Here is an 18906-nt window from a genome sequence, read left to right on the forward strand (position 1 = left end):
CTAAAACAGCTAAAATTGATGCTGTTACAGTGCATTATGCTCATTTATATTGTATACTTAAAAACGTATAAAAGTTAACGGAAATATATTGGAAAACCCTTGAAGGATTAAGCTTAAATCAATAATTTAAAATTATTTAATTTATGCATTATGTGCATCTGAGCAAAATTGCTTTCATATGCCACACTATTATGCAGTGTGTTAAATAGATAGTCAAGTGTCTTCATTGTACTGATATAACCTAAGCTGCAACTGTATAAATTATCTGATTTTCCACAAGTTATTTAGGCTTGCATCGGGTTAGAAGTGACTAAATAACTAAAATAACCATTTTTGATAAACGACAAGGCACTTTTTCACACCCCACCACATTCCATTTAAAAAATTTCAAGAATAGATCTGATATGTTACTTAGCTTGAACAAATTTCTAGAGTCTTAGCACTTACCATTCCAATCACCACAAAAATTTGCTAGATGATTTTGATAGTAGGAGGTTTTCATTTGGTTACTGTTCTCATCGCAATACTTTTGCCAATTGTTTGTGCTGCACTAATCCCATTGCTTTATAGGCGACTAAGGCGTGTCACACATCTTGGCTGGTTTGTTTTATCTGTTCCACTTATCTTGTTTCTTTTACTCGCGCGCTATATTCCTCAACTTGCCGAGGGTAAAACATTTATCCATACATATGAGTGGATTCCCTCTTTTAATATAAATTTCACAACTTACCTTGATGGACTCAGTATGATTTTTGGTTTACTGATTACAGGAGTAGGTAGTTTAGTCATTTTATATTCTATTTTTTATTTATCAACGAAAGAATCTCTTCATCATTTTTACTGCTATTTATTACTATTCATGGGCGCTATGCTTGGCGTTGTTTTTTCAGATAACCTAATGGTATTATACACATTTTGGGAACTAACAAGTGTGTCATCATTCCTATTAATTGCTTTTTGGCATCATAGAAAAGCATCACGCGCAGGAGCTAAAAAGGCGATGATGATTACAGTCTTTGGTGGTCTATCGATGCTTGCAGGCTTCTTAATGCTTTACGTGGCCTCTCAAACATTTAGTATTCGTGAAATTGTAGCTAATGTAGAAGTAATACGTGATCATTCTCTGTTTACGCCAGCGCTAATTTTAATTTTACTAGGAGCTTTTACAAAATCTGCTCAATTCCCATTTCATATTTGGTTACCGGATGCAATGGAAGCACCAACTCCTGTTAGTGCTTACTTACACTCAGCGACAATGGTTAAGGCAGGAATTTATTTAGTCGCTCGTTTTTCACCAGTCTTTGGGGGAGAAGCCATTTGGTTCTGGCTAGTCAGTGTCGTTGGTCTAATTACACTATTCTGGGGTTCCTTTAATGCTGTTCGTCAAATGGATTTAAAAGCTTTATTAGCTTTTTCAACAGTGAGTCAGCTGGGCTTAATTATGAGTCTATTTGGTCTTGGATCTGTTGGTCATTATTATGGCTATGCAGAAAATTCTATTCTCTATACACAAGCAAGCTTTGCGGCGTTATTTCACCTTGTGAATCACTCAACATTTAAGGGAGCCTTATTCATGATGGTTGGAATTGTCGATCATGAAGTAGGAACTCGCGATATTCGCCGTTTAGGTGGCCTAATGTCTTTAATGCCTATAACATTTACAATCGCAGTTATCGGTAGCTTCTCGATGGCAGGATTACCGCCATTTAATGGTTTCTTAAGTAAGGAAATGTTTTTTGCAGCGGTATTGGCTATTCGAGATGTAGAGGCATTCTCAATTGCTGATGTAGGGCTGTTTTTCCCATTAGTAGCATGGGTGGCGAGTATCTTCACATTTGTTTACAGTTTGATATTAATTAGCCGTACATTTTTGGGTAAACTACAGCCAGAGAAGATGGATAAAAAACCACACGAAGCTCCGTTTGGCATGTTAATTTCACCAATAATCTTATGCTTGTTGGTAATAGGTATCTTTTTCTTCCCAAATGTGCTAGGTCACTATATTTTAGAGCCTGCTATGGCAAGTATTTATCCTACATTCCCAACAACAAGTGAATTAACACCACATGTCCATGCGTGGCATGGCATCAATGCGGAATTAATAATGACGCTAGGTGTCATTATTATTGGGATAATCTTATTCAAAACATTAAAAAGCTGGAAGCCACTTTATCGCCTATTTTCACAAAAGTATACGTTTAATACGTATTACAATCGAATAATTGAGATGAGTGAAAGCGGCTCTAAGAAGCTCACTAGTAAATATATGACAGGTAATTTAACACATTATTTTGTCTATATATATGTATTTTTCGTTGCACTTATTGCTGGTTATTTTATTTGGTCAGACGCAATGACCTTTCATTTTGACATGGACTCTACTGTTGAATACTATGAGCTAATTCTTGTATTTGTCATGATTTTTGCAGCAGTTTGGATGATTTTTGCAAAAGGTCGTGTGACAGCTATGCTGTTAAATGGTGTATTAGGTTATTCCATTGCCTTCTTCTTTGTCATTTTCCGTGCACCAGATCTAGCTTTAACACAATTAGTTGTTGAATCGGTAACAACGGCTTTATTCCTGTTGTGCTTTAAATATTTACCAGATCTAATGCCGGAAGCTCCTCGCAAAAGGGTTCAATGGTCAAAAGCGATGATCTCCATTTTTGTTGGGGCAACCGTAACAATGGTTGGATTGGCAGTCGTACACTACGATCGCTTTGAACCAGTGTCCACTTACTTCAATGATTCCTATGAATTGGCTGGGGGTTCCAATATTGTCAATACAATTCTAGGGGATTTCCGTGCCTTTGATACGATGTTAGAGGTTGTTGTTCTTCTGATTGCTGGCTTAGGGGTCTATATGTTGACAAAGCTTAAGCCACGAAAGGAGGAAGCAGATCGTGAAAATTAATGATGTGATATTAAGGACGGTCACAAAGACAGTCGTGTTCATTATTTTAACACTTGGCGTGTATTTGTTCTTTGCTGGACATCACGCGCCAGGTGGTGGCTTTATAGGTGGCCTCGTGTTAGCTTCTGGCATTGTTTTATTATACCTAGCCTACGATATTGAAACTGTGCATAAAGGAATGCCATTTGACTTTAAAAAGGTTGCAGCATTAGGCGTATTGCTTGCAACTGGAACTGCAATAGGTTCGTTGTTTTTCGATGTGCCGTTTCTAACACAGGCCTATACGTATATTGATGTGCCGATATTTGGGAAAATGGGTTTTTCAACCGTAACCATTTTTGAAGCGGGTGTAGCTTTAACGGTGGTGGGTGTTGTCGTGACAATTATTTTAAGTATAAGTGAGGATGAGTAGCCAATGGAGTCTTTAATACTTGTTTTAGTAGGTATATTAGTAGCTGTTGCAACGTACTTAATCCTCTCGAAACAGTTATTGCGTGTTATATTAGGCACTGCTGTTTTATCACATGCTGCCCACTTACTGATTCTGACAATGGGAGGTCTTAAAAAAGGAGCTGTACCATTATTAGGGGAATCAGAGGGCCCTTATACAGATGCGTTACCACAAGCGTTAATTTTAACAGCTATTGTGATTAGCTTTGCTGTTACTGCATTTGTTTTAGTTTTAGGCTATCGTGCGTACAAGACAAATGGTTCAGGGAATTTTGATGAATTGAGAGGTACGCCGGATGAGTAATATAATTGTCTTACCATTAATTGTACCGGTAATTACAGCTATTTTACTGGTTTTTTTAAAAGAGCATGTGATGTTACAACGTATCATCAGCTTATTGACATTAAGCTTTATTGTTATTATTAGCATTATTTTATTGTTAGAGATTCAACATCAAGGTATATTGCGAATTGATTTTAGTGGCTGGGCTCCGCCATTTGGTATTTCATTTGTGGCAGATTCATTTGCAACATTATTAGTGCTAGTTGCTAATCTTGTGGCTGTTATTTGTATACTGTATGCAATTTTTACGATGGAGTTAAGGTATGAAAAAATGTATTTTTATCCATTTACCTTACTCATGGTAGCGGGCGTTAACGGCTCATTTTTGACGGGCGATATTTTTAACTTATTTGTATGTTTTGAAGTAATGCTGCTTGCTTCCTATGCACTTATTAGCTTAGGTGGCGAGAAAATTCAACTGCGTGAAGCATTGAAATACGTGCTCATCAATATTGTGGCCTCTTGGATTTTCTTAGTGGCGTTAGCTTTCCTATATGGCACAGTTGGTACATTAAACATGGCCCATATATCTGTTCGTGTGATGGAGGCAGGAACTAATCCCCTTATTACAACAGTGGCGCTTATTTTCTTAATTGTCTTCAGCTTGAAGGCTGGACTTTTATTATTCTTCTGGTTGCCGGGCTCCTATAGTGTACCACCAACTGCTATTGCTGCTTTATTCGCTGCTTTATTAACAAAGGTAGGAATCTATGCACTTGTACGTACTTTTACATTGCTTTTCCCTAACAATACGGAAGTCACACACATGGCACTCGGCATAATGGCTGGAGTCACGATTATAGCAGGCTGTATCGGCGCTCTTTCAGGACGAGATGTCAGAACGATAGCCTCCTACAATGTGCTGATTGGTGTTGGCTTTATAGTAGCTGGTCTAGCGATTGGTACAGAATCAGCCTTGCAAGGCGTTGTCTACTATTTAATGCATGATATGGTAGCCAAGGCTATGCTGTTTTTAGCAATTGGTATGATGATTTATGTCACTGGAGAAACGGTAATAGATAAAATGAGTGGACTTATACGAAATTATCCTTTTTTTGGATGGTTATTCTTTGTAGCTATGTGTTCTTTAGCTGGTATACCGCCATTAAGCGGTTTTCTAGGAAAAGTTTTAATTGGACAAGGTGCGATAGAAGGTGGCAATTTTGTTCTATTAGGTCTAGGATTTTTCTCTAGTTTAATTGTTTTGTATTCACTGCTACGAATATTTCTTTCTTCCTTTTTTGGAGAAACCATCATTAGTATAGAGGATGAAAAACCTTTACCAAAACGTATTCTACTACCATTAACACTATTAGCTGCATGTACACTCGGTTTAGGTATTGGGGCTGAAAAATTGGCACCTTTTGTAACAGATGCAGCGGAAACACTTTATACACCATCTATTTATATTGATGCTGTTTTAGATGGTGATTTATGGCAAGGTGAGGTGAATAAATAATGGCGATGCAGTTTATCTTAAATTTATTTATCGCAACACTTTGGTTACTTTTACAGGATGAAGTGACACCACATTTTTCGACATTTTTAATGGGCTTTATTGTAGGTATGGGTATTTTATATGCGATGCATCGCTTTTATGGCACCCAATTTTACTTGCGACGTGTCTTTTCAATCTTAAAATTATTATGGCTGTTTAACTGGGAGCTATTTTTATCAAGTTATAGCGTTATAAGACAAATAACTACTCCAAGGCTTAACATTACGCCTGGTATTTTCACGTATAAAACGGTACTTAAGGGCGATTGGGAGATTACAGCTCTTGCCTTACTGCTAACGCTAACACCTGGCTCTGTAGTCATGGAAGTATCAGAAGAGGGCGATGTCTTTTATATTCATGCCATGGACATTGAGCAGTCTAAGGATGCTGTCATACGCTCAATTGGGAAATTTGAACAAGCAATAATGGAGGTGACACGCTAATGATTACCAATGTTCTACTGCTAGCGCTTGCTTTTTTTAGTATTTCCATTGCGCTGTCGCTGTATAGAGTCATCCGTGGTCCATCAATGCCTGATCGAGCTATAGCTCTCGATACAATTGGTGTAAATCTATTATCGGCCATTGCGATTGTATCGATTATTTTAAAGACGAAGGCATATTTGGAGGCCATTCTTATTTTAGGTATTTTAGCGTTTATTGGTACAATTGCCTTTACCAAATATATTGAAAGAGGTGTGATTGTTGAACGTAAATCAAATGATTGAATGGGCGGCCGTCATCCTTATTTTGATAGGTTCAATTGTGAGCGTTATTAGCGCATTTGGCATGATTCGCTTACCAGATGTGTATACACGATCACATGCTGCTACGAAAAGCTCTACATTATCAGTGTTAACTTGTTTATTAGGTACGTTTATCTATTTTTGGGTGCATGATGGTTTTGTCAGTGTACGCCTCATTTTAGGTATTCTTTTCGTCTTTGTAACAGCACCAGTTGCTGGACATTTAATCTGCCGCGCAGCTTATCGTTCGCATGTTCCATTAGCAGAGGGCTCTGGAGAGGACGAGCTAAAGACAAAGTTGTTTCCTGAGGAAAAATAAATTGGAGGACCTCCATTTCATTGGGGGTCTTTTTTTATTTATTTTTAATTCAATATTTATGGGATAATTGTTGTGCTTTCGGAAAATAGTATAGTAAAGAGTAATTAAAATATAAATAAATTGACTTATCTGAAAATTATGCATATAATAATTAGCTAAAATATTTTTAGTTTATCTTGATTATTATTTCAAAAGAGTATATCTTAATTAGCAGATAGATTTTTTATTCTTAAGTATGAATAAATATCCAATCAACTATTTTCGAGAAATGAATTCTCATACACAATAAATTATAAATAAAAGGAGATCAATGATTATGAAGAACAAGTTATTCATGGTAATGCTTGTACTTGTTATAGGTGTACTTGCAGCATGCGGCACTAAAGATAATAATGCAAGCGATACAGGATCTAATACTGATACAGGGAACAAGCAAGTATTAAAGGTTGGTACTTCAGCTGACTATGCTCCATTTGAATATGTTGATGCAGCTAAAGGCGAAGAAATTATTGGATTTGATATTGATTTAATCAAATTAGTTGGAGAAAAAATAGGCGTTGACATGCAAGTGCAAGATATGGACTTCAACAGTTTAGTACCAGCATTACAAGCAGGGAAAATTGATGTAGTTATTTCGGGTATGACGCCAAACCCAGATCGTGAAAAAGTGGTTGATTTCTCTGATCAATACAATGAAACAGAGCAAGTAATCATTGTTAAAAAGGATAGCGGCATTAAAAAAGAAGCTGACTTGGCTGGAAAAAAGATTGGTGTACAAACAGCATCTATTCAAGAAAATTTAGGTAATGATATTGCAAAAAAAGTAGATGTAGCAGTAGAAGGACGTACACGTATCCCTGAGATTATTCAAGATATGATGTCTAAACGCTTAGACGCAGGTATTTTAGAGGGTGGCGTTGCGAAAGGTTATTTAAAAACAAATGACCAATTAGAAGCCTTTCCTGTAGAAGAGCAACCAGAAGATTTCAAAGCAATCGCAGTTCCAAAGGGCAGCGATTTGAAAGATAAAATTAACAAAGCACTAAAAGAATTAGCAGAAGAAGGAAAAATTCAAGAGTTAGAAGAAAAATGGTTAGAAAAAGTTGAATAATTAAAGCGTGCGATAGCTCTTATTTGGGCTATCGCTTGTGCTTTTCTTCTCCCCCTATAGAGGAGAGAGTTTTCTATACTCGACGTTTCACCTTCTGTACAAAAAACAATAGCTGTATCAAGATGAAAAAGAAAGGAGGGAGCGCTGTGAATTTAGATTTTACGGCGATTGTTCCCTCTATTCCTTATATTTTAAAAGGGATAGGTGTTACACTTCAAATTGCAATCGGTGCATCCATCATCGGTTTTATCGTAGGTATACTACTAGCATTATGTAAAATTGGTAAGGTCAATGTTTTACGTTGGTTTGCTGATTTCTATACGTCGATTTTCCGTGGTACACCACTTGTATTACAATTATTGATTATTTATTATGCAGTACCACAATTACTGGATATTCAAATTGAACCAATTCCTACAGCGATTATTGCTTTTGGTTTAAACTCTGGTGCTTATATTTCAGAAATTATCCGTGCGGGTATTAATGCAGTGGATAAAGGACAAATGGAAGCGGCACAAGCACTTGGTATTCCATATGCAAAAATGATGAAGGATATTATTATTCCACAAGCAGTAAAAAATATTTTACCATCTTTAGTTAATGAATTTATTACATTAAATAAAGAAACAGCCGTTGTGACGGTAATCAGTGCATTAGATATTATGCGTCGTGCCTATATTGTAGGAGGTTCAACATACCGTTATCTTGAGCCATTACTTTTTGCGGGAGTAATTTATTACCTTATGACGCTTGTTTTAACGTTCCTTGGTAAACGAATCGAGAAAGGAATGAGAAAAAGTGATTAAAATTGAAGATTTACACAAATCATATGGGCAAAATGAAGTACTAAAGGGTATTTCTACAGAAATCAAAGAACAAGAAGTAATCGCCATTATTGGACCATCAGGATCTGGTAAATCGACATTCCTTCGTTGCTTAAACTTATTAGAAATCCCCACGAGTGGAAAGGTAACAATCGCAGGGGATGTCCTTACAGATAAAGGGACAAATATTATGAAAATACGTGCCGAAGTAGGAATGGTATTTCAGCATTTTCATCTCTTCCCTCATAAAACAGTGCTAGAAAATTTAACATATGCTCCAATCAATGTGAAGGGGTTAGATAAAACAGCTGCTATCAACAAAGCAGAAGAACTACTGAAGAAAGTAGGACTGTTTGAGAAGCGCCAGGAATATCCAAACCGATTATCTGGGGGACAAAAGCAACGTGTTGCCATTGCGCGAGCACTTGCGATGGACCCTAAAGTTATATTATTTGATGAGCCTACATCAGCACTTGATCCTGAAATGGTAAAAGAGGTATTAGCAGTTATGAAAAGCCTCGCAGATTCAGGTATGACCATGTTGATTGTGACACATGAGATGGGCTTTGCTCGTGAGGTTGCTGATCGTATTCTTTTCCTTGATGGTGGTAAGCTCATTGAGGATGCTCCACCAGAACTGTTTTTTACAGCACCATCAACACAGCGTGCAAAGGATTTTTTGGAAAAAGTTTTATAAATAATAAGAGGCATTTAGCTCTCCCGTATAGGCGAGTGCTAAATGCTTTTTTATTGGGAAGAAAATGTGAATTGAGCTTGTAATGTTTCTAGTGTAAACAGTTCCTCAATATGATAAGTTCCAAAGGGATGCTTGTTGTTCAGGAGTTCTTTAGCAATCGCCGTTGCAACTTTTGCTGTCACAAGAGATTCATCACGGTCAAGAAAGTCTAATGTAAAGACTGCTTCTTTATGATGTTTTTCCCCAATGGCTTCTACGTGAATGCCACATACCTCTGAGCCAATTTTTATTTTTTGAATGAGAGAAGCGAGCGTTGTTTGTATTTTGTTGAATTTTAACAATTTTGCAATTCGGCTTTTTTGCAAAAAGGATACGAACCAATTGAGTGACTCTACATCAAAGCCCAATCTTGTCATGATTGGAATAGTAGGGAAATGCTTTGCTAATGTATGTTGGTCTGAGAAGTTGAATTGGTACACACTACGTTTTCCAAGCTCCTTAAACGGAACTTTTCTCCTATTAGTAAAATTAGTGGTTTTTTTATTTTTATAACTATAAAACGGAATGTTTAGTTGGTGTAATATCCAGAGAATAGCCGCGTTTCCATGTGTATCACCTGCTCCTAGTAGGATAGAAATATGGAGTTTCTCGATGGAGGCTAATTGCTGTGCAGCATGCATAGCCATTAAATTAGTCAATCCAGGTGCCATACCAACACTAAAAACGGCTGTTGCATTATTCTGTATAGCTATTGGATGGAGTTCCTCTAATTTTTTTAGGAAGGCATAGCTTGCCGTAATATCGATATACATAATCCCTTCTTTCAAGCAGAGATGTGCAAATGCAGTATCTTTTTGCTCTAGACACATAATGACAAGTGCTACATTGGCTAATTGCTGAGCGTTTACGGTCTTGGACACATCCATTTGGATAGGCTTAGCAAGATGATGGTGCTGTGCGCAAAATTGTTTTGCCTTTTCAAAGCTTCGACCTGCAATCCATATTTTGTTTGGATAGCTTGTGAGTAGCATAGTTGCCATTTTACTACCGACTTCACCATAGCCTCCGACAATTAAAATATTTTCTCTGCTCATTTATTTACCTCTTCCTTCGTGGCTACTAATGCATCGACTAAATATGATTTAAAATAGGGAACAATCTTTGTGAAGCCAACCTCATGCAGTAAGTCAATCAATAATTCAAGTTTAATTGGATAAATAGTTGAGTCAAAGGACTGCTCAAAACGTAACCAATTTTCTTCGGAAACATCATTTTGGTACATGGAATTTCGCCAATACTTGAGTTGCTGTTGGCATATTATGTCTGTCATATCAGCATTGATAGAAGAAATGAATAAGACGCCCCCATTCTGTAAGCTTGTTGCCAATTTTTGCAGTAGTGCTTTTTTTTGTTCGAGATCCTTTATAAAATGTAAAACCAAATGGCAGGTAGCAACATCATATGGATGGTGGAATCTGAGGGAAAGTACATCCTCCTCATACCAATCAATATGAAGGTCTTGATCAAGCTGCTGTATGCGCTGATCAGCAGCCTGTCGCATGATTGTTGAAGTATCAACGGCTGTAAAATGTGAGGAAGGGAAGGCTTCTCCTAGAGTAAGAAGTTCCTGACCTCCGCCAGCCCCTACTACTAAAGTGTTATCAATGACAGGGTGACCACGAAGTATATCTGTCATCATGTTATAGATGAGGTCATAGCCTATAATTTTTTGTCGAATGGTATTTTGATAAGTAGATACAATGGGACTGTGCCAATCATGTAGTGGATTTTTCATTTTTATACCTCCGTGTTGTACAATATAATTAAGAATTATTCTCAATTATAAATACTTATGGAGAATGTGCTATCCCATAATTCTGGGGGGAGGAGTTTTATGAGAAATCGTCATGATTGGCAAAGGATATCAGAGAGATGTATAAAAAATAGTCAAAATTCATTTCAATATCGACAAATGATGGTAGAAGAATTACGGAAATTCATTGATTTTGATGCATATTGCTGTTCAGTGACAGATACGCAAACCCTTTTTTCGATCGGTGCTGTAACAGAGCAATCAATCGAGGATGTTCATCAACAAATAATGACTTTAGAATATGCATTTGAAGATGTGAATAACTATAGAAAGCTAGTGGAAAGTGGCCAATGTATAGGGCGATTAAGTGATGCAAGTAGTCAGAGCTTGCGTTATAGGGAGATATTAGTGCCCAACGGCTTTCGTGATGAAATTCGAGCTGCATTAATGTATGGGGGGCAATGCTATGGCTTTTTAACTCTTTTTAAAAAGATGAAAAATGCACAGCCCTTCTTTCAAGATGATGAGCTAGAACAAGTAAAAATACTCATGCCAGTGATGGGAGAGGCATTAAAGGCGTTTTACCATTCGATTATTGAAGAGCGGCTGTCAACAGAAGCAGGAGAGAGTGGCATCGTTATTTTAGATAAGGATTATCATATTTTATCTATGAGTACGAAGGCTTCTCAAATACTAACACTTTTAAGAAGTAATGAAGGCTTGTCGGATGGGCAATTACCCAAGCCCATACAGGCATCCTGCGCTAAGTTACAGGCTGAAAAAGGCAATACACCTATTTCCTTACTAGTGCCTATCTATGACAAAGGATATATTACAATCCAAGCTTCTTTTCTTATGACAACCGATTTTCAGCAGCAAATAGCCATTTTATTAAATGAGGCGTCTCCTAAAGAGATGTTGGCTTTTTTACTAACTGCTTATCAACTCACACCTAGAGAAAAAGAGGTAGTAGTGGAAATGATGAGGGGCATACCAACAAAGGTGATTGCACATAATCTTGGCATTTCTAGCTACACTGTACAAGATCATTTAAAGCTAATCTTTCAAAAAGTAGGTGTGGGAGACCGTAATGAATTAGTCTGGAAGATATTCTCTCGCTTTCAAATAAATGAATAGGAAACAATAAAAATCTGCACCTTTTGCAGATTTTTGTTGTTTTGATAAGATGACACGTTTCAATCTGATTGAATTGAACTAAGTAGTGAAGCGAAGGTAAAAACATGTAATTATAGCAGCAGTATATCATGTGAAAGTTAAATAACATTAGTTGAGATGTGCGTAAATACCTATTGTGACGAGTCTGATTTAGATGGATTTTGTGCATTTTATGTATTTATAGTGCATATGCTTACAATCACTCTGTTTTTTGCTTATAATAAGGAAGTCAGAGTTTTCTCTGAACAAAGTAGCCGCAAAGTGAGCGATTGCGATTGAAAAAATTATTATATAGTGTATTCTTTGTTGTGTTTATAGTCATTTTTTTGTACGTAAACAATCACTGGCTAGTCGTAAGTAAGCATGTGTTCGAATCAGAAAAAGTGCCTGCCAGCTTTGAAGGGCTACGCATTGTACAGGTATCGGATTTACATGATGCCCTCTTTGGTGACAATCAGCAAAAGCTGATTGCAAAGGTTAAGGATACAAATCCTGACTATATCTTTATCACAGGTGATGTGATAGATAGCAATCGCTACGATTTAAAGCAAAGTCTACAGGCAGTGAAAGGACTAGTTGAAATAGCGGATGTTTATTATGTACTGGGCAACCATGAAGTAGCGACGAATAAGGTTGATGAAATTTATGAGGCGCTGTCATCGTTAGGGGTACATATACTGGCCAATGAATCGACCGTACTAGAGCGCAACGGGGAGCGCTTGGCGATTGTTGGAATTGAGGATCCGTTAATGGGTAGATCCACGGAAGACATGCTAGACATAGCAACAGCTTATTTACCAAACGATATGTTTAAGCTGTTACTGGCACATCGACCTGAGGTGTTTAATACGTATGTAAAGTATCACATGGACTTAGTATTTTCGGGACATGCGCATGGTGGGCAAGTTCGTATTCCTGGACTTGGTGGACTTGTTGCGCCAGGACAGGGGCTGTTTCCAAAATATACAGCTGGTGTCTACGAAGCAGGGTCGACTGAAATGGTGGTTAGTCGTGGGCTAGGTAATAGCTCAGTACCATATCGCATTTTTAATCTTCCGGAAATTATTGTGATGGAATTAAAGAAAAAATAAGCACTGCGTTAAACTTTACGCAGTGCTTTCAATTTGTTTACGTTCTGTACGTCTCACAAGATAGATACTAATTTCATACAAAATAATCATAGGTATTAATACGAGTAGCTGACTGATAAAATCGGGTGGCGTGATAACAGCAGAGCCTACGCCCATTGCGATATAAGACCAGCCTCGTATTTTTTTCATGGATTCAGCAGTTAGTACACCAATGGCTGATAAAAAGAGAGCAACAATGGGTAACTCGAATAATAAACCGAGCGGTACGGTGGTCATGATTAAAAAATGCATATATTCACTAGCTGATACCATAACATCGAAATTGGTAGCTCCGATACTTACTAAGAAGGTATAGCTAAGTGGATTGACAACAAAGTAGCCAAAAGCTATTCCTATTAAAAAAAGAACTAGCATAATCGGTGCATAGAGACCTAAAAATCGACTTTCCTCTTCCTTTAAGCCAGGCTTTACAAAGCTCCACAGAAAATGAACGAGAAAAGGCATTGCAAGACCAAATGCTAAAGTAGTAGAAATAGTCATATAAAATTTAACAACCTCAAGCGGCCCTAAAATAACGAGAGAATGACCTCGAGTTATGAATGGAAACCAAATATTTATAGTCGAAAAGACTACAATAAAAAATAAAATGAAAATTGTTAGCCCTTTTATAATTTGCTTACGCAGCTCAGAAAGATGTTCCAATAATGAGGTAACAGGTATCAGAGGTTCATCTGCTACATGATCTTCTTCAATTGCTACTACAGGTATTTCAGCTAAAGCCTCCACGGGTGATGGAAGCTCAGCTTGTGGTTTATCAAGAGGGCTTAAATATTTTCTTTTTCCGTCTTCATATGGATCCATAGGAACCCCTCCTACGAAGCATCAGATTTTTTTTCGACCTTTTTCTCGGAATCGTCCTCATCATCCATAAGCCCTTTAGTAGACTTTTTAAATTCTGCAAACGTTTTGCCAACTGCTCCGCCGATTTCTGGCAATTTCTTGGGACCAAATACAATTAACACAATGACCAAAATAATGATTAATCCAGGTACTCCAATTGCTCCAAGACCTCCCATAAGCTTTACCTCCTTTAAATTTAAGTTTTTTACACTAAAGAACCGCCTGATTGACTATATTTAATAACTCCCTCTGCACAACGATAAGCAAGTGCTCCTAATGTACCTGTTGGATTGTAGCCGCTATTGTGTGCAAAGTTGCCCGCACTTACCGCGAACAAATTATCAACATCCCAATGCTGTAGGTAATTATTCACGACACCTTGCTCTGGCGTTGAACTCATGACTGTTCCACCTGTGTTATGCGTTGTTTGGTAAGGTACGATATTGTAGTCGGTAATTTCAGCGTTAGGAACAATTGTTTTTGCACCCATCTCTTTCATAATGTCAGCTGCTCTTGCGGAAATATATTTATGAAGTGCACGATCCTGCTCAGTAAAATTGTATGTTAATTGTATTAATGGCAAGCCATAAGCATCTTTATAGGTAGGGTCCAGTGATAAATAGTTTTGCTTATGTGGCATAGATGCTCCTTGCGCACCAATACCGAATGAGCGTGTATAGTAATAAATAGACTGCTTTTTAAATTCAGGTCCCCAAGTAGGCGTATCTGGTGGTGTTGGATTGGAACCGATTGGTCGAGTACCTGTCTGTGTAAGAGCAATGTTTCCTCCGTGAATAAAATCTAAATCACTATGGTCAAAATTATCCCCATTGAAGTCGTCTATACACATGCCTAATGAACCTGCGCCCATAAATGTATTGTATTGTTCATCGAAGAACCCCGCAGCACCAGGTAAGATTTGATAGCAATAGTTTCTGCCAAGTGTGCCTTTACCAGTAGTAGGATCATATCGTTCACCGATGTCTGAGACCATTAATAACTTGGCATTATTAAAGACATAGCTAGTCAATACAACCGCATTAGCAGGCTGAATAAATTCTTCTCCCGACACAGTATCGATATATCTTACACCAGTAGCCTTATTGCCCTGCTTTAAAATTTCGACAACATTGGAATTGAAGCGTAAATCAAAGTTTCCTGTCTTTAAAGCGGTAGGGACGACTGTAATTTCTGCAGAGGATTTTGCGCCATATTCACAGCCAAACCGTTCACAGAAACCACAATATTGACAAGCATTGATCGTTTCACCATCAGGATTTTTATAAACCTCGGATACGTTGGCAGATGGCACCATATAAGGTGTTAGCTTTAAGCTTTGTGCCGCTTTTTCAAACTGCGTAAGCATAGGTGTTTTTTTCATAGGTGGTGTAGGATAGGGATTTGAACGCTTGCCGCTAAATGGATTTTTATCATCACCTGAAATACCTGCTGTTTTTTCAAATTTATCGAAATAGGGCTCTAGTTGATCGTATGTTAAACCCCAATCCTGTATTAGATAATCTGGTCCAAGCTTGTTTGGTCCATAACGTTTATCTGTTAATGTTTTTATTTGAAAATCATAGGGTAAAAATCGATAAGTCATACCATTCCAGTGCGTCCCTGATCCTCCAAGACCCTCTCCAAGTAGGAAGGAGCCAAGCTGTCGCATTGGTAATGCCTTCATATTGCGGTCATTTCGAAAGCTTACCGTTTCTTTAGATAGATTTTGCATCAAATCATATCGAATGGCATAACGGTATTCATCGTGAACATTTAAATAATCTTCGGTACCACGCTTTTGACCACGCTCTAAACCGACCACCTTTAAGCCGGCTTTGGCACATTCAGCAGCAACGATACCGCCTGTCCAACCTACGCCAACTGTTACAACGTCTACACTAGGTAATGTTTTAGCCATTTTCTAACCCCCCTTAATGATTGCCTAATGGATTAGGCTCAATTTTTTGGAATTTCGCATCTTCTATTTGTGCAATATAAGCCATTTGGTGGCCAGGGAAGCCTTTCATGCGCCAGCCATCCATATTACGATTTCCGCCATACATAGGGTCAGAATAGGCACCCTCTAATGTAGCCGCACGTAGCAGCGTAAAGAAGAATGCGGATGTCACCCCAACCATTTCTATGTCACCCTTTTGAAAGGCTGTTAAAATTTCATCCATCTGTTTACCTTCTAAATCATTAAAGCTCTTTTGATAACGCTTTTGAGCTTCGTCCTCTAATTTTTGAATGCCCTGCCTGAAAATTTCTGCTCGTGTTAAACGACTTTGATAGCCTTGTGTAGGGGCACCTACGTCAAATGGAGCTTGCATATATTCTTTAGAGTTACTCCCATAATTTCCTGCCAGTTGATGATCGATAAAATAGGGAACATCTAAGCCTATAGCGCCGGGCCCTAAATCATCTTCTGGGAAGATACGCTCTGTAGCCTTTGATAAGATACTAAAATCTTTTTCATTTCTAAAAAACATCTTAGCCTTAGGTGAACCAGTAGCCTCATTCGTTTCATGCCCACCATGCTCCAGAGTGGAAGTCCCTTTACCTTGGATGTTGTAGCCTACTAGCCCTCCTATTAATCCACCACCGACTAATGTACCAGCAGCAATACCTGTTGTTTTCAAAAAGTCTCGACGAGAAACATTGTTTTTGTCTGAACTCATAGGAATCCTCCCCTCAAAATGTTTTAAACCGATCCTATTGTTAATAATCAGCAAAAATTGTGAATTATAATCAATTTTTATTGGAAAATGTTTTAATTTCATCCAATGTAGCGAGTATTCTGTCTTTCTATAGCAAACTATATCTATGAATTAAAAAATTTGTAGAAAATTGTTAGCACTATATAGATAGTGAAAATGGTATTATTATACATTTATTAATCATATTGGAAAACTTTTGTTGACTTCTACTTTTTGTGACTTTACTCTGAAGTTATGCATAAATATTCGAATAATATAGCTAAAAACGGAAGAAGTGAGAAAAAGGATATGTGGATAAAAGGTATTGGTGGTAAATTAATTATTGCAATTATTGCTCTTGTTTTTGTGACTTGCGGCACACTTGGACTATCAACTTGGATCAATAGTACGAATGCAATGAATGAGCAAGTGGAATCCAATTTAGTATCTAGAGCAGAGGATGTTTCACAATACATAGAAGAACACTTCCAACTAACACTGGTAGAGGTAGAAGCAATCGCAGAGCAAGAGGCAGTTCGTAGTATGGATTTTGAAAAACCAAAACAATATTTGTCAAAACGCCTTGCTAATAATAAGAACTACTTAGGTTTTGGCATTATAAAAGCTGATGGGGTAGCCCATTATTTAGATGATACAACTGCTGAATTAGGCGATCGTGATTATGTAAAAGAAGGTTTTACTGGCAAGTCTGTAATGTCTGAAATAACGATTAGCCGTGTAACCGGAGAGCCAGTTATTTTAATCGTTTCACCAATTACTACAGCTACAGGTGAAACAGCACTATTATTGGCTCGTATTGATGGTTATTATTTATCTAATATTGTTGAGGACATTAAGGTTGGAGACAGTGGCTATGCATTTATGCTGGATGCTAAAGGAACGATTATTGGACATAATAATCATTCCTATGTGAAGGAGCAAAATAATCCAATCGAAGAAGCGGAAGAAACAGGTGTTATGACGGGCAGGGCATTAGCTGCAAAAGAAATGATTGCCAATGAAAGTGGCTATTTTTCGTTCGAAACAGAGGATGCTGGTACAAACTTAATGGGCTACCATACCCTTGATAATGGTTGGAAAATGGGGGTTATTGCATTAGAAAATGAGATGTTCTCAGGGCTTTCTAAGCTTAAGACGAACTTTATTGTCACGACCATCATTGTTTCGATACTAGGGCTATTCATCTCATTTGCTATTTCACGTTCGGTCAGTAGACCACTTCGTCATGTGCTTCGTATTAGTGAAGGCTTATCAGAAGGTGACTTTACACAGGAGATCCCAGAGAAGTATTTAAAGCGTATTGATGAGATGGGGACAATGGCGCGTGCATTAGATCGCATGACTGATAATATGCGAGAAATGGTAGCGAAAGTGAGTCAGGAAGCAACTGCTGTGAATGAAGCCTCGTGTGATTTAATGGGAGATGTCACTGCTGTGACAAAGCATTCTCAGCAAATAGCTAGTGCAATCTGTGAAGTAGACAGGGGGGCACAGAGTCAAACCGTGATGGCAGAAGAAAGTGCCACTGCAATGGAACAAATGGCTATGGGTATACAAAATGTTGCCGAAGTAGCCTCAGCTATTGCCTGCAATACAGATTTTATTTCCCAGAAAATTAGTGAGAGCAATGAAGCTGTCCAGCAATCTATTCGCCGTATGAATGAGATTCAGGAGGGGACGACAGCTGAGCTGACAATTATTCACAAGCTAGAAAGAGAGTCAGAGGAAATTAGTTTAATTTCTAAAATGATTACAGATATTTCCGATCAAACAAATTTATTAGCATTGAATGCCTCCATCGAAGCAGCTCGTGCAGGAGAGGCAGGTAAAGGATTTGCTGTTGTAGCGGATGAAGTTCGCAAGCTTTCGGAGCAGACAGCAGAGTCAGCTACCAAAATTAATGTATTAATTGAAAGCGTTCAATCCTACACATTAGAGGTAGTAAAGGCGGCAGAATCGGGCGAAGTTCATGTTGAACGCGGATTAGCTTCTATTGAGGCAGTTGGTGAACGTTTTGAGGAAATGGTTCGAGCGGTGGGTGAGATAGCAGGTCAAATTGAAGAAATGAACGCTTCAGCTGAACAAATGTCTGCAAATACAGAGGAAGTTTCAGCATCTATGGAAGAAATGGCAGCAACAGCACATGCAGCAAGTGATTATGTGCATGAGGTAACAGATGCAACAACAGAACAGTTGAATACAGTAGAAACCATGAACGGTCAAACTGAAAAACTATCAGAAATGGCGAAACGTTTATATGGAGCCATTCAAAAATTTAAGTATTAAAAAGGAGGAGCTGTCTCATAAT

Annotated in this window: 19 protein-coding genes; 13 read left to right on the forward strand and 6 right to left on the reverse strand. The window is 37.9% G+C overall.

Annotation, left to right across the window (positions count from 1 at the left end):
• Positions 1 to 502 precede the first annotated feature (502 nt).
• From V6670_RS00795 to V6670_RS00840, 10 genes are all read left to right on the forward strand, one after another.
• A complete protein-coding gene (locus tag V6670_RS00795; protein WP_338652238.1) occupies positions 503 to 2914 on the forward strand; it encodes a Na+/H+ antiporter subunit A in 2412 nt (803 codons plus the stop codon).
• Entirely contained in the window at positions 2904 to 3326 is a 423-nt protein-coding gene (locus V6670_RS00800) for a Na(+)/H(+) antiporter subunit B (RefSeq protein WP_036125091.1), read from the forward strand. Before V6670_RS00795 ends, V6670_RS00800 begins: the two co-directional genes overlap by 11 nt.
• A gap of 3 nt (positions 3327 to 3329) precedes the next feature.
• A complete protein-coding gene (locus V6670_RS00805; protein WP_036125094.1) occupies positions 3330 to 3668 on the forward strand; it encodes a Na(+)/H(+) antiporter subunit C in 339 nt (112 codons plus the stop codon).
• Entirely contained in the window at positions 3661 to 5166 is a 1506-nt protein-coding gene (locus tag V6670_RS00810) for a Na+/H+ antiporter subunit D (RefSeq protein WP_036125097.1), read from the forward strand. Before V6670_RS00805 ends, V6670_RS00810 begins: the two co-directional genes overlap by 8 nt.
• Positions 5166 to 5648, forward strand: coding sequence for a Na+/H+ antiporter subunit E (locus V6670_RS00815; protein WP_036125100.1), 483 nt, complete (start codon positions 5166 to 5168; stop codon positions 5646 to 5648). The genes V6670_RS00810 and V6670_RS00815 overlap by 1 nt, the downstream gene beginning before the upstream one ends.
• Positions 5648 to 5932 carry a Na(+)/H(+) antiporter subunit F1 gene (locus V6670_RS00820; protein WP_058843768.1) on the forward strand — a complete coding sequence of 95 codons (285 nt, stop codon included), beginning with the start codon at positions 5648 to 5650 and terminating at the stop codon, positions 5930 to 5932. The genes V6670_RS00815 and V6670_RS00820 overlap by 1 nt, the downstream gene beginning before the upstream one ends.
• Positions 5910 to 6269: a Na+/H+ antiporter subunit G gene (locus tag V6670_RS00825; protein WP_036125106.1), complete on the forward strand. Its 360-nt coding sequence runs from the start codon at positions 5910 to 5912 to the stop codon at positions 6267 to 6269. Before V6670_RS00820 ends, V6670_RS00825 begins: the two co-directional genes overlap by 23 nt.
• 316 nt (positions 6270 to 6585) lie before the next feature.
• The gene (locus V6670_RS00830; RefSeq protein WP_036125757.1) at positions 6586 to 7380 is read left to right on the forward strand and encodes a transporter substrate-binding domain-containing protein; all 795 of its coding nucleotides are present in this window, start codon (positions 6586 to 6588) and stop codon (positions 7378 to 7380) included.
• A gap of 146 nt (positions 7381 to 7526) precedes the next feature.
• On the forward strand, positions 7527 to 8186 hold the full coding sequence (locus V6670_RS00835; RefSeq protein ID WP_036125759.1) for an amino acid ABC transporter permease: 660 nt from the start codon (positions 7527 to 7529) through the stop codon (positions 8184 to 8186).
• Complete coding sequence (locus V6670_RS00840; RefSeq protein ID WP_036125761.1) at positions 8179 to 8901, forward strand: amino acid ABC transporter ATP-binding protein; 723 nt, start codon at positions 8179 to 8181, stop codon at positions 8899 to 8901. Before V6670_RS00835 ends, V6670_RS00840 begins: the two co-directional genes overlap by 8 nt.
• A gap of 50 nt (positions 8902 to 8951) precedes the next feature.
• Here the strand turns inward: V6670_RS00840 and V6670_RS00845 are convergent, their stop codons facing one another.
• Both V6670_RS00845 and V6670_RS00850 read right to left on the reverse strand, forming a co-directional pair.
• Complete coding sequence (locus V6670_RS00845; RefSeq protein WP_338652239.1) at positions 8952 to 9995, reverse strand: saccharopine dehydrogenase NADP-binding domain-containing protein; 1044 nt, start codon at positions 9993 to 9995, stop codon at positions 8952 to 8954.
• Positions 9992 to 10696, reverse strand: coding sequence for a class I SAM-dependent methyltransferase (locus V6670_RS00850; RefSeq protein WP_338652240.1), 705 nt, complete (start codon positions 10694 to 10696; stop codon positions 9992 to 9994). The genes V6670_RS00845 and V6670_RS00850 overlap by 4 nt, the downstream gene beginning before the upstream one ends.
• A 99-nt stretch (positions 10697 to 10795) precedes the next feature.
• On the opposite strand from V6670_RS00850, the gene V6670_RS00855 reads away from it, so the two are divergent.
• Entirely contained in the window at positions 10796 to 11851 is a 1056-nt protein-coding gene (locus V6670_RS00855) for a helix-turn-helix transcriptional regulator (RefSeq protein ID WP_338652241.1), read from the forward strand.
• Positions 11852 to 12165: 314 nt separating this feature from the next.
• A complete protein-coding gene (locus V6670_RS00860) occupies positions 12166 to 12981 on the forward strand; it encodes a metallophosphoesterase (protein ID WP_141905256.1) in 816 nt (271 codons plus the stop codon).
• Between the two features lie 15 nt (positions 12982 to 12996).
• Here V6670_RS00860 and tatC read toward each other — a convergent pair whose 3' ends face one another.
• Genes tatC through V6670_RS00880 form a run of 4 tightly spaced genes read right to left on the reverse strand, consistent with a single transcriptional unit; the run spans position 12997 to position 16559 of the window.
• A complete protein-coding gene (tatC, locus tag V6670_RS00865) occupies positions 12997 to 13842 on the reverse strand; it encodes a twin-arginine translocase subunit TatC (protein WP_141905257.1) in 846 nt (281 codons plus the stop codon).
• Between the two features lie 11 nt (positions 13843 to 13853).
• Entirely contained in the window at positions 13854 to 14057 is a 204-nt protein-coding gene (gene tatA, locus V6670_RS00870) for a twin-arginine translocase TatA/TatE family subunit (RefSeq protein ID WP_036125774.1), read from the reverse strand.
• A gap of 29 nt (positions 14058 to 14086) precedes the next feature.
• A complete protein-coding gene (locus tag V6670_RS00875; protein WP_036125775.1) occupies positions 14087 to 15799 on the reverse strand; it encodes a GMC family oxidoreductase in 1713 nt (570 codons plus the stop codon).
• Between the two features lie 13 nt (positions 15800 to 15812).
• On the reverse strand, positions 15813 to 16559 hold the full coding sequence (locus V6670_RS00880) for a gluconate 2-dehydrogenase subunit 3 family protein (protein ID WP_338652242.1): 747 nt from the start codon (positions 16557 to 16559) through the stop codon (positions 15813 to 15815).
• 273 nt (positions 16560 to 16832) lie between these two features.
• Here V6670_RS00880 and V6670_RS00885 point away from each other — a divergent pair, with 273 nt between their 5' ends.
• The gene (locus V6670_RS00885; RefSeq protein WP_338652243.1) at positions 16833 to 18884 is read left to right on the forward strand and encodes a methyl-accepting chemotaxis protein; all 2052 of its coding nucleotides are present in this window, start codon (positions 16833 to 16835) and stop codon (positions 18882 to 18884) included.
• Positions 18885 to 18906 lie beyond the last annotated feature (22 nt).

It is taken from the genome of Lysinibacillus sp. Y5S-8 (assembly GCF_036894365.1).
Lineage (GTDB): Bacteria > Bacillota > Bacilli > Bacillales_A > Planococcaceae > Lysinibacillus > Lysinibacillus fusiformis_D.